The following is an 11,601-nucleotide window of genomic DNA, read 5'->3' as shown; positions in this document are numbered from 1 at the left end:
CCGCCTGCGGTGATCTTGGCAAGCGCTTGCCGGTCGGCAGAGCAGGAAACAGCGATCGCGACCGGGCACGAGGCGCCGTGCCTGGGAAGCCGGACCACGCGAACGTCGTGGCAGAAGTACTTTCCACCGAATTGCGCACCGATTCCGAAACTTCGGGTCATTGCGAGAACTTGACCCTCCAGCTCCGGATCGCGGAACGCGTGCCCCGACATCGATCCCGTTGTGGGGAGGTCGTCGAGGTACTTCGCGGAGGCGTACTTTGCGACCTTGAGCGCGTACTCCGCCGACGTACCGCCAACCACGATTGCCAAGTGGTACGGCGGGCACGCCGCCGTACCGAGCGCGCGCAGACGTTCGTCGAGGAATTCGAGCATCGCGGTCGGATTTAGCCGGGCCTTGGTCTCCTGGAAGAGGAACGACTTGTTCGCCGATCCGCCGCCCTTGGCCATGAACAGAAAGGAGTATTCCGGGTCCGCCTGGGCCGGGGTCGCATAGACCTCGATCTGCGCGGGCAAATTGGAGCCGGTGTTTCGCTCCTCCCACATGGTGAGCGGGGCGAGCTGGCTGTATCTCAGGTTCAACCTGGTGTACGCGTCGTAGATGCCGTGAGCCAGCGCTTCTTCGTCGCGACCGCCAGTCAGGACACCTTCGGCTTTCTTCGCCATCACAATGGCGGTGCCCGTGTCCTGGCACATCGGCAGCACGCCACCGGCCGCGATGTTGGCGTTCTTGAGCAGGTCGAGCGCGACGAACTTGTCGTTGTTGGAGGCATCCGGGTCGTCGATGATCCGCCGCAGCTGGGTGAGATGGGCCGGGCGCAGGTAGTGGGCGATGTCGTGCATCGCCGTCTCCGTCAGGAGCCGCAGCGCCTCGGGGTCGACCTGGAGGAAGGTCCGGCCGCCCGGGCCCTCGACGGTCGACACGCCGTCGGTCGACAGGAGGCGGTACCGGGTCTGGTCCGGACCGATCGGCAGCAGGTCCTCGTAGGCGAAACCGGACTCACGGTCGATGTCGGTCATGGAACTCCTGGTACTCCTTCGTTCGGGCAGGCTCACGGGCTCGTGCCGAGGTGCGTCTAGAGCTCGTCGAGGCTGGGGGCGTACGCCCCGGCCCTGCCGACGGTGACACCGCTGGTGGACAACCCGCGGGCCACGGCGGGCTCGACGTCCTCCAGTGTCGCCTGCCGCAAAGCCGCGCGTGCAGCGGGTCCGCCCAGCAGACCGGCGACGGCCAGGCCGGACAGCAGCCCGGCCATGAACGAGTCGCCCGCCCCGACCGTGTCGACGACGCGCTCGGCCCTCGTCGGCGCCCGCCCCGTCGTCTCGTCGCCGGCCACCCGGAAGACCACACCGTCGGCCCCCAGCGTGACCACGGTGAACGCGGCCCCGAGCCCCACCCAGCGGGCCATCACCTGCTCGACCGGCTCGTCGGCATACAGCAGGGCGAGGTCGTCCTCGCTGGCCTTCACCACGTCACTGAGCCCCACGAGCTCCTCGACCTGAGCGCGCACCACGTCGAGCGACCCCATGATGCCGGGGCGGATGTTGGGGTCGTAGGAGACGGTGCCGGTCTCGCGCAGCGCCCGGATGGCCTGTCCGACGTGATGGGCGCCGGGCTGCAGGACGGCGCCGATCGAGCCGGTGTGGAGATGGACCGTGCCCGCCGGCAGGGTCAGCAGGGGCAGGTCCCAGTGCAGGTCGAACTCGTAGGTCGCGGCGCCGTCGCTGTCGAGCGAGGCCATGGCCGTGGAGGTGGAACGGTCGCCGAAGCTCTCGGGCAGGACCGTGACGCCATGACGCCGCAGGTGGGCGGCGATGCGCTCGCCGCGCTCGTCGCGCCCCAGGCAGCAGGCGAAGTCGACGTGGTGGTCGAGGCGGGCCAGGCCGACGGCGACGTTCGCGGGGCTGCCACCGACATGCTCGGACTGCTCGCCGTTGGAGTCCCTGACGATGTCGACCAGGGCCTCGCCCACGACCAGGAGGCGGCCGGTCACGACGCCGCGCCCGACGGGTCCGCATGGTCGAAGTCGATGGAGGAGTAGGCCCGCAGCTTGGACAGCTGGTGATGGCTCTCGATGAGCCGGATGGTGCCCGACTTGGACCGCATGACGAGCGAGTGGGTCGTGACGCCACCGGCGCGGTAGCGGACGCCTCGAAGCAGCTCGCCGTCGGTGATGCCCGTGGCGACGAAGAAGCAGTTCTCACCGCGCACCAGGTCGTCGGTGGAGAGCACCCGGTCCAGGTCGTGCCCCGCGTCGATCGCCCGCTGACGCTCGTCGTCGTCCTGGGGCCAGAGCCGCCCCTGGATCACGCCGCCGGTGCACTTGATCGCGCAGGCCGTGATGATGCCCTCCGGGGTGCCGCCGATGCCCAGCAGCAGGTCGATGCCGGTGTCGTCGCGGGCCGCCATGATCGCCCCGGCGACGTCGCCGTCGGAGATGAAGCGCAGGCGGGCCCCGGCGTCCCGGACCTCGGAGGCGAGCTTCTGGTGACGTGGGCGGTCGAGCATGACGACGGTGACGTCCTCGACGGTCTGGTGCTTGGCCTTGGCCACCCGCTTGATGTTCTCGGCGACCGGCAGGCGGATGTCGACGACGTCGGCCGCCTCGGGCCCGGTCACGAGCTTGTCCATGTAGAACACGGCCGAGGGGTCGTACATGCTGCCGCGGTCGGCGACCGCCAGAACGGACACGGCGTTGGACTGCCCCTTGGCCGTCAGCGTGGTGCCGTCGATGGGGTCGACGGCGACATCGCACTCCGGGCCGTTGCCGTCCCCGACCTCCTCGCCGTTGAAGAGCATGGGTGCGTCGTCCTTCTCGCCCTCGCCGATGACGACGACGCCCTTCATGGAGACCGTGGAGATCAGCGTGCGCATCGCCGCGACGGCCGCTCCGTCCGCGCCGTTCTTGTCGCCACGGCCGACCCAGCGACCGCCGGCCATGGCGGCGGCCTCGGTGACGCGGACGAGCTCGAGGGCGAGGTTGCGGTCGGGGGCCTCGACTCCCACGCGCAGGGAGGAGGGGAGGTGCTGCTCGGACATGCGGTCGATCCTTCACGCTTCGGTGGGTGAGGTGGCCTGATCAGAGGCCCCGAGCCTATCGGTGGCGGGGGCGGTTGGCGCCCAGCGGTATCCGTCGGGGACCATAGGGGGGTGAGCACCCCGGCACCCCGCAGTTCCTACGCCAACGGATCAGCCGCGAACATGTTGCGTTCGCTGCTCGTCGTCGGGGTCATCGTCGCAGCGCTCATCGCGATCGTGCCCCGCGTGAACAGCGTCTCCCAGCCACCGGTCGACGTCACCGATGCCTCGGTGGAGATCGCCAAGGAGAGCGGGTGGCCGATCGACCGGCCGGTGGGGCTGCCGGACGGCTGGAAGGCCACGAGCGTGCGCTACGTGCGGTCGACCGGCGGCTACATGACCTGGCATGCCGGTTATCAGTCGCCGACGGGCAACTACGTGGCCCTCGAGCAGACCAAGGACCCCGACGCCGAGTGGATCGCCGCCCAGACCAACCGCGCCGGCGTGACCGGGCAGCTCGTCGTCGGTGGCCGGACCTGGAAGACCTACGTCCGCGGCGGCAAGGTCCAGAACAGCCTCGTCGCGCTGCCGACTGCCCCCGGACAGCTCACGACGATCGTCACGGGCACGGGCACCTTCCAGGAGCTGTCGACCTTCGCCGCGTCGCTGCGACCCGTGCCCAAGAGCTGACCCTCGTCGGTCTCGTCAGGTCTCGTCGCCCTCGGTGAGGGCCGCCTCGGCGCCGTCGAGCCAGGTGCTGCAGTGCGCCGCGAGCGCCTCACCGCGACGCCACAGGCGCATGCTCTCCTCGAGGCCCAGCTGGCCACCCTCGAGGGCCGCGACGATCGAGATCAGCTCGTCGCGCGCCTGCTCGTAGGACAGGCTGCTCACGTCGTCATCGGTGGTCGCGTCCTCGCCCTGCTCCGACACCTGCTCCGACACCTGCTTGGAGACCGCCATGGCTGCCACCCTAGGGCAGGCCCACGACACGGGCGGCGAAGTCGCCACGTGCCACTCGGATGCGCAGCAGCTCGTCCACTGCCACCTCGGCCTGGTCGCTGACGACGCGGCCGTCGCGGTGCTGCACCACGGCATACCCCCGCTCCAGGGTGGACTGCGGGGACAGCGAACGGACCTGCGCCCGCAGGTGGCCGATCTGGTCGGCCGCGCGATGCACGGTGGCCAGGGCGCGGCGGTGGGCGCGGTCGGTCAGGGCCTCGAGCTCCTGGCGCCGAGCCTCGATCATGGCGCCCGGGTGCGCCATCACCGGACGCGACCGGATGGCCACCAGCTGGCGGCGCTCACCCTCGACACGCGAGCGCAGGGCGCGGCGAGCCCGGTCCCGGGACTGGCGGATGCCGCGCTGCTCGGCGCGCGCGTCGGGCACCACGGCCTTGCCGGCATCCGTCGGCGTGGAGGCCCGCCAGTCGGCGACGTGGTCGAGCAGGGGAGTGTCGACGTCGTGGCCGATCGCGGAGACGACCGGCGTCCGTGCGGCAGCGACGGCTCGCACCAGGGCCTCGTTGCTGAACGGCAGGAGGTCCTCGACCGAGCCCCCACCCCGCGCGATGACGATGACGTCGATGTCCTCGATGCGGTCGAGCTCGTCGAGGGCCGCCATCACCTCCTGCACCGCACTGCTGCCCTGCACGGCCACCTCGCGGATCGCGAAGCGCACCGTGGGCCAGCGTCGGCGGGCGTTCTCGACGACGTCCTTCTCGGCGGCGCCCGCTCGCCCGCAGATGAGGCCGACCGTGCGGGGCAGGAACGGCAGCGGGCGCTTGCGTTCGGCATCGAAGAGTCCTTCGGAGGCGAGGGTCCGCTTGAGGTGCTCGACCCGGGCCAGGAGCTCACCCACGCCGACCGGGCGGATCTGCCGAGCGTCGAGCATGAGGGAGCCGCGCTGGGTCCAGAACACCGGCTTGGCCTGCAGGACCACCCGGACCCCCTGGGCCAGCGGTGCGGCCATGGCGTCCAGTGCGTTGGTCTGGATCGCGACGGACAGCGACATGTCGACATCCGGGTCCCGCAGGGTGAGGTATGCCGTGCGCTGACCGGGGCGGCGGGTCAGCTGGACGACCTGGCCCTCGACCCAGAGGACGGACATCTTCTCGACGTAGTCGGCGATCTTCATGCTGAGCAGGCGCACCGGCCACGGCTGCTCCGCGGTCGTGTCGGCCGCCCGCTCGGGTAGCGAGGATCGCTGGTCGGGGCCGCTCACGGGCTCACTCTATGAGGTCGGGTCCGGCTGCTCGCAGCACCGATTGGGTCGGGACTGCCGGGCAACTTACGATGGGGGCATGACTGAGCCGACCAAGCGCGTGCTGCTGGCCGCTCCGCGGGGGTACTGCGCGGGCGTCGACCGAGCCGTCGTGACGGTGGAGAAGGCCCTGGAGCTCTATGGGCCTCCGGTGTACGTCCGCAAGGAGATCGTGCACAACAAGCATGTCGTGACGACGCTGGAGAAGCGCGGTGCGGTGTTCGTGGAGGAGACCGACGAGGTACCCGAGGGCGCGACGGTGATCTTCTCGGCGCATGGCGTGGCACCGGTCGTGCACGAGGAGGCCAAGGCGCTGAGCCTGAAGACCATCGACGCCACGTGTCCCCTGGTCACCAAGGTGCACCGCGAGGCCGTGCGGTTCGCGAGCGACGACTACGACATCCTGTTGATCGGCCACGAGGGGCACGAGGAGGTCGTCGGCACCTCGGGGGAGGCGCCGGAGCACATCACCCTCGTCGATGGTCCCGACGACGTGGTGAACGTCACGGTGCGCGACCCCGACAAGGTGGTGTGGCTCTCGCAGACCACGCTGTCGGTGGACGAGACCATGGAGACCGTGCGCCGGCTCCGCGAGCGCTTCCCTGCGCTGCAGGACCCGCCGAGTGACGACATCTGCTACGCCACCCAGAACCGCCAGCTCGCGGTGAAGCAGATGGCGCCCGACACCGACCTGATGATCGTGGTCGGCTCTCGCAACTCCTCGAACTCCGTGCGTCTCGTCGAGGTCGCGCTGGAGCACGGCGCCAGGGCCGGACATCTCGTGGACTATGCCGACGAGATTGAGGAGTCCTGGCTCGACGGGGTGTCGACCGTCGGCGTGACCTCTGGGGCGTCCGTCCCCGAGGTGCTGGTCAGGGACGTGCTGACCTATCTCGCCCAGCGGGGCTACGAGGACGTCGCGGCGGTCACGGCTGCGGAGGAGAGCCTGCTCTTCGCGCTGCCGAACGAGATCCGTAGGGACCTCAAGGCGCGAGGGCTGTCGGACAAGATGCGCCACGACGCGGCCTTCGAGGAAGCCGGCTCGCTCCACTAGGGCTGCCCTAGCTCGCCGCGTCGGCGCGGCCAAGGCCGGTGCGCGTCGCAGGCACGGTCCTATCCGCCGGGAGATCGAGCTCCGGCCGAGCCTCCTCTGCGGTCGCAGCCTCGATCAGCTCCATGGCCGTCAGGACTCGGGGGCCCACCTCCACCGGCTGGGGTGCCGGCAGCGGCTGTTCGACCACTCCGGCCTCGTGCATCCGCCTGGCCGAGACCAGCACGCGGGACTCCAGGGCCCCCACCATCTGGTTGTAGGCCTCGACCGAGCGCTGCAGTGCGGTGCCCATCCGGGTGGTGTGCGACCCCAAAGTGCCCAGCCGTTCGTAGAGGTCGCGACCGAGCCGCATGACCTCCTGGGCGTGCGCCGTCAGGGCGTCCTGCTGCCAGGTGAACGCGACGGTCCGCAGCAGCGCCAGGAGGGACCCAGGACCGACCAGGACGACGCGCCGGGCCATGGCCTCCTCGTGCAGGGCAGGGTCGCTGCCCAGCGCTGCAGCCAGCATGGCGTCGCTGGGGACGAAGCACACCACCATCTCGGGTGAGCTCTCGAACGCCGACCAGTAGTCCTTGGCCGCCAGCGACACCACGTGGGCCTTGAGCGAGGCGGCATGGTCACGCAGCAGCCGGGTGCGCTCGGAGCCGGGCAGGTCGTCGGCCTGTGCGGCGAGGAAGGCGCCCATCGGAGCCTTGGAGTCGACCACGAGGTACTTGTCGCCGGGCAGTCTCACGACGACGTCAGGGCGCACCTGCCGCTGATGCCGGCTCACCCGGCTCACCTGCTCGTCGAAGTCGCACCGCGCCAGCAACCCGGCGTGCTCGAGCACGCGGCGCAGCTGCACCTCGCCCCAGGCGCCCCGGACGGTCGAGGAGTTGAGCGACCCGGCGAGCGACTGGGTCTGGCGCCCCAGCGCGGTCGTGGACTCGCGCACCGCCGCGATCGTCGTCTCGAGGGCGGCGAACTGGCTGGTGCGGTCGCGCTCGAGGACGCCCACCTGCTGCTCGACCCGGCCGAGCGCCTCACGCAAAGGGGCCAGCGCCGCCGCGGTCTGGGCGTCGTCGGCCACGGCCGCCTCCAGGTCGACCACCCGCTCGCGCAGCACGTCGGCCTCGGTGCGGGCGGCAGCCAGCGACGCGGCCGAGGACGCCCACGCCGCCCAGCGGCCCACGTAGGCGCCAACGCCCAGACCCACCAGCAGACCGACGAGCAGTGTCACGACGAGTTCCATGGCGCTGACCATGCCAGCCGACACCGACAGGCGGTCCCCGATAGCGTCTGGACATGCCCGAAGAGCCCGACGAGCTGGTGCTGAGCGACGGAGACGTCGCTCTCGTGCCCATGGCCGGTGACGCCGACGCCGACGCCGACGCCGACGAAGTCTCCTTCGTCGTGCGGTGGCAGGGCGAGCAGGTCGGACGGGTCGAGCTGCTCGACGACGGCCTGGGCGACGGCGACCTGCTGTGGACCGTCCTTCCCGAGTACCGCGGCGTGGGCGTCGTCGAACGCGCGCTCCGGCTGGCGATCGCCTGGGGATTCGAGTGTCGCGGGCTGCACCGCATCGAGGCCCGGGTGGAGGACGCCGACCGTGACGGCGTGCGGGCCGCGCTGCGGGCAGGTCTGCTCAAGGAGGGCATTGCGCGCGGTGCCCTGGTGGCCGCAGGAGCCCGGCGCGACACGATGGTCCTGGCTCGCCTGCGCGACGACCACCCCCCGGAGAGCCGAGAGGGCTTCATCGCCCTGCTGAACTCCTCGCTGCCGACCAAGCGCGCGATAGCCCAGGGCGTCCTGCGGGACGCTTTCGGGCGAGTCCTGCTCTGCGAGCTCACCTACAAGGCCGAGTGGGACCTCCCGGGAGGGGTCGTGGACCCGTTGGAGTCGCCGGCCCAGTGCGTGACGCGGGAGGTACGCGAGGAGCTGGGGCTCGATGTCGAGGTCCGCAGCCTGCTCGCGGTCAACTGGCTCCCTCCGTGGCGCGGTTGGGCGGACGCCACCGTGTTCGTCTTCGACCTCGGCTTCGCCGACGAGGAACTCCTGGTACGAAGCACGCTGCAGCGCAGGGAGATTCGCGCCGTCCACTTCGCGGCCGAGGAGGAGTGGGAGCGGCACGTCGCCCCCTACAACCAGCGGCTGCTCGCGTTCCTGTCCACGCACGCCGGCCCCACGGCATACCTCGAGGACGGGCTCCCGGCGCTGTGAGGTGAGGCGGGCCACGTATGCCGCCTGGCTGGGACCCCGTAGGCCAGACTGGCCCGGTGAGCAGCGAGTTCGATACGGGTTCGGCAGTGACGGCGCGCGAGGGTGAGCCGGGGGCCTACGACGGGGAGCTCGGTGAGGGCTGGCGGATCGGCGGCGGTATCAACGGTGGCCTCCTGCTGGCGGTCGCTGGACGGGCGCTGTCGCAGGAGTTCGCCGCCGAGGGCGACCGGCCCGGACACCCTGACCCCCTCGCCATCAGCGCGTACTACCTCACGCCGGGGGAGCCGGGACCGGCGACCGTCCGCACCTCCGTGGTGCGACGTGGCCGCGCGGTGTCCACCGGGCAGGCATCGCTGTACCAGGACAAGGACGGTGAGCCGGTCGAGCGGTTCCGGGTGCTCGCCACCTACGGCGACCTGGCCGCAGTCGACGGCGACGTGACCACCACTGCGGTGCCACCGCAGCTGCCGCCCCCGGAGGACTGTCTCGCCGCGGCCCAGGCCCCTCCGAGCTTCCTCAAGCACGCGTCCCTGCTCGAGCGCCTCGACCTGCGCCTGGACCCGGCGACGACCGGCTGGGCGATGGGGAGGCCCTCCGGCAATGGGGTCATCCGCGGCTGGCTGCGGATGGCGGACGGGCGCGAGCCGGACCCACTGCTGCTCCTGTTGGCCGTCGATGCGCTCCCGCCGGTCGCCTTCGAGCTCGGCCTGCCCGGATGGACGCCCACGCTCGAGCTGACGGCCCATGTGCGGGCTCGCCCCGCGCCGGGCTGGTTGCGGGTCAGCCTCACCAACCGCACGCTCACCGGCGGCTTCATGGAGGAGGACGCCGAGGTGTGGGACAGCGAGGGACGCCTGGTCGCGCTGTCCCGTCAGCTGGCGAGGGCTTCTGCGCCGCAACGGTAGACTGTCGGCCTTGTGGCTCTCACTATCGGAATCGTCGGGCTGCCCAATGTCGGCAAGTCCACGATGTTCAACGCCCTGACCAAGAACAACGTCCTCGCCGCGAACTACCCGTTCGCGACGATCGAGCCCAACGTCGGGGTGGTCCCGCTGCCTGACGCACGCCTCGGGGCGCTCGCGGAGATCTTCGGATCCGAGCGCATCCTGCCCGCCACGGTGTCGTTCGTCGACATTGCCGGCATCGTGCGGGGCGCCTCCGTGGGGGAGGGGCTCGGCAACAAGTTCCTCGCGAACATCCGCGAGGCCGACGCGATCTGTCAGGTCGTCCGAGCCTTCGAGGACGGCGACGTCGTCCACGTCGACGGCAAGGTCTCGCCGGCGTCCGACATCGAGACCATCCACACCGAGCTGATCCTGGCCGACCTCCAGACCCTGGAGAAGGCTGTCCCGCGCCTGGAGAAGGAAGCGCGGATCAAGAAGGAGTCCAAGCCGCTGCTCGATAACGCGGTCGCCGCCCAGAAGGTCCTCGAGGAGGGCCACACCCTGTATGCCGCGGGCGCCGCTGCGGGGGTCGACCTCGCCGAGGCGAAGGGGCTGGGGCTGCTGACGACCAAGCCGTTCATCTACGTGTTCAACCTCGACGAGGACCAGCTCTCCGACGCCGAGCTGCACGCCTCGCTGCGTGAGCTCGTGGCGCCCGCCGACGCGGTGTTCCTCAACGCCAAGCTCGAGATGGACCTCATGGACATGGAGCCGGCCGAGGCCATGGAGCTGCTGGAGTCGTTCGGGGCTACCGAGTCCGGTCTGGACCAGCTGGCGCGCACTGGCTTCCACACCCTCGGCCTGCAGACCTACCTGACCGCCGGCCCCAAGGAGTCGCGGGCCTGGACCATCGGGCAGGGCTGGACGGCTCCGCAGGCCGCCGGGGTGATCCACACCGACTTCCAGCGGGGTTTCATCAAGGCGGAGATCGTCTCGTTCGACGACCTGGTGGCTGCGGGTTCCATGGCGGCCGCCAAGGCGGCGGGCAAGGTGCGCATGGAGGGCAAGGAGTACGTGATGGCGGACGGCGACGTAGTGGAGTTCCGCTTCAACGTCTAGTACACCGCCATCACCGCAGGCGGGCGACCCTGACGCAGGTCGTGGGTAGTGGTTGAAGCGGGTAGGCCGGCTGTTGCGACGGCCACCGAGAGGATGCGCGTCCCGTAGTACTCATACCGGTACGGCGTGCCGTGAGCACCCGGCGCGAACTCCGCGAGGTCGACCGATAACGCTTCGGCCATCACGCAGGGGAGAGGCGCCGTCCTGGTCGAGCGCCGAGTCTTCGGGCGCTGCCGGACCTATTGGCCGGGTGCGAGCTGCCGCGGTTACGTCGCGGCATCGCCTCGGAGAGGGCCACGACCTGTTCCACCGACAGTGGCACTACCCGCTCGCGATGTGTCGGCGGCAGGGACAACCGCACCACGGGTGACGAGGCGACCAGGCGGTCGAGCACGGCGGAGGCATAGACCGAGCGCAACAGGCTCACAAGGTCCTCAGCGTGTCCCCCCGCAGGCGGCGAATTGACGCGACCGGCTCCGAGCCCGGCTTTCCGTCCCCAGCATGATAGGCGCGATTTGAGGTGTATCGGGGTTTTGCTGCGAATGGGGGTTTAGTGCTGTTAGGTTCCCGGTTTTGAGTGGGCTTCCCGCGACGTCTGCACGGGTGGGTGCGCATTGTTTGCGGTCAAGGGAAAGTCTGCGGGTGGGGTCGGCGTCGTGCCGGGCTTGGGGCTTGTTTCGTCAGGGTAGAAGGGCATCTGAATGTTCCGGTTGACTCGCGCTGCGCGTCGCGTGGTCGGTGTGGTGGCTGCCGGTGTGGTGGTGGGCGGGGGTTTGGCTCCGGTGGGGGCGCAGGCTTCAGGTGTTACGGCGGTGGCCCCTGCGACCATGACCGCCACGTCTGCGCAGCCGTCGGCGGCGGGAGCGTTCGCCTCGTTGGCGCCGGCGCGGTTGCTTGACACCCGATCCAGCCTGGGTGGGCGGGGTCCTGTGCCGTCGGGTGGTGTGGTGCACCTGAGCGTGCTGGGCCGCGGTGGGGTGCCCGCCTCGGGCGTCTCGGCGGTGGTGTTGAACGTGACCGTGGTGTATCCGAAGTCTTCGGGGTACGTGACCGTTTGGCCGGACGGGACC

11 protein-coding genes are annotated in these 11,601 nt (G+C 70.4%); 5 read left to right on the top strand and 6 right to left on the bottom strand.

Annotated elements, in window-relative coordinates; translation table 11 throughout:
* From VGN50_RS11680 to glpX, 3 genes are all read right to left on the bottom strand, one after another.
* On the bottom strand, positions 1-1,019 hold a 1,019-nt coding region (locus VGN50_RS11680; protein ID WP_327444958.1), incomplete at its 3' end, for a fumarate hydratase.
* Between the two features lie 56 nt (positions 1,020-1,075).
* The gene (locus VGN50_RS11675) at positions 1,076-1,993 is read right to left on the bottom strand and encodes a PfkB family carbohydrate kinase (protein ID WP_327444957.1); all 918 of its coding nucleotides are present in this window, start codon (positions 1,991-1,993) and stop codon (positions 1,076-1,078) included.
* Complete coding sequence (glpX, locus tag VGN50_RS11670; protein ID WP_327444956.1) at positions 1,990-3,039, bottom strand: class II fructose-bisphosphatase; 1,050 nt, start codon at positions 3,037-3,039, stop codon at positions 1,990-1,992. The genes VGN50_RS11675 and glpX overlap by 4 nt, the downstream gene beginning before the upstream one ends.
* Positions 3,040-3,150: 111 nt before the next feature.
* On the opposite strand from glpX, the gene VGN50_RS11665 reads away from it, so the two are divergent.
* On the top strand, positions 3,151-3,708 hold the full coding sequence (locus VGN50_RS11665) for a DUF4245 domain-containing protein (protein WP_327444955.1): 558 nt from the start codon (positions 3,151-3,153) through the stop codon (positions 3,706-3,708).
* A gap of 15 nt (positions 3,709-3,723) precedes the next feature.
* Here VGN50_RS11665 and VGN50_RS11660 read toward each other — a convergent pair whose 3' ends face one another.
* Positions 3,724-3,978: an exodeoxyribonuclease VII small subunit gene (locus tag VGN50_RS11660; RefSeq protein ID WP_327444954.1), complete on the bottom strand. Its 255-nt coding sequence runs from the start codon at positions 3,976-3,978 to the stop codon at positions 3,724-3,726.
* A gap of 10 nt (positions 3,979-3,988) precedes the next feature.
* The gene (xseA, locus tag VGN50_RS11655; RefSeq protein WP_327444953.1) at positions 3,989-5,239 is read right to left on the bottom strand and encodes an exodeoxyribonuclease VII large subunit; all 1,251 of its coding nucleotides are present in this window, start codon (positions 5,237-5,239) and stop codon (positions 3,989-3,991) included.
* Positions 5,240-5,318: 79 nt separating this feature from the next.
* On the opposite strand from xseA, the gene VGN50_RS11650 reads away from it, so the two are divergent.
* Complete coding sequence (locus VGN50_RS11650) at positions 5,319-6,332, top strand: 4-hydroxy-3-methylbut-2-enyl diphosphate reductase (protein WP_327444952.1); 1,014 nt, start codon at positions 5,319-5,321, stop codon at positions 6,330-6,332.
* 7 nt (positions 6,333-6,339) lie between these two features.
* On the opposite strand, the gene VGN50_RS11645 is transcribed toward VGN50_RS11650, so the two are convergent.
* Positions 6,340-7,560, bottom strand: a complete 1,221-nt coding sequence (locus VGN50_RS11645) for a DNA recombination protein RmuC (protein ID WP_327444951.1) — start codon at positions 7,558-7,560, stop codon at positions 6,340-6,342.
* A 53-nt stretch (positions 7,561-7,613) separates the two neighbouring features.
* On the opposite strand from VGN50_RS11645, the gene VGN50_RS11640 reads away from it, so the two are divergent.
* Genes VGN50_RS11640 through ychF form a run of 3 tightly spaced genes read left to right on the top strand, consistent with a single transcriptional unit; the run spans position 7,614 to position 10,531 of the window.
* The gene (locus VGN50_RS11640) at positions 7,614-8,528 is read left to right on the top strand and encodes an NUDIX hydrolase (RefSeq protein ID WP_327444950.1); all 915 of its coding nucleotides are present in this window, start codon (positions 7,614-7,616) and stop codon (positions 8,526-8,528) included.
* 56 nt (positions 8,529-8,584) lie between these two features.
* On the top strand, positions 8,585-9,433 hold the full coding sequence (locus tag VGN50_RS11635) for a thioesterase family protein (RefSeq protein WP_327444949.1): 849 nt from the start codon (positions 8,585-8,587) through the stop codon (positions 9,431-9,433).
* A 12-nt stretch (positions 9,434-9,445) separates the two neighbouring features.
* Positions 9,446-10,531: a redox-regulated ATPase YchF gene (gene ychF / locus VGN50_RS11630; protein ID WP_327444948.1), complete on the top strand. Its 1,086-nt coding sequence runs from the start codon at positions 9,446-9,448 to the stop codon at positions 10,529-10,531.
* The last annotated feature ends 1,070 nt before the right edge of the window (positions 10,532-11,601 follow it).

It is taken from the genome of Pedococcus sp. (genome assembly GCF_036000045.1).
Classification (GTDB): Bacteria; Actinomycetota; Actinomycetes; order Actinomycetales; family Dermatophilaceae; genus Pedococcus.
The sequence above is the reverse complement of the archived record's forward strand: the minus strand, read 5'-3'. Positions and strand labels throughout refer to the sequence as shown.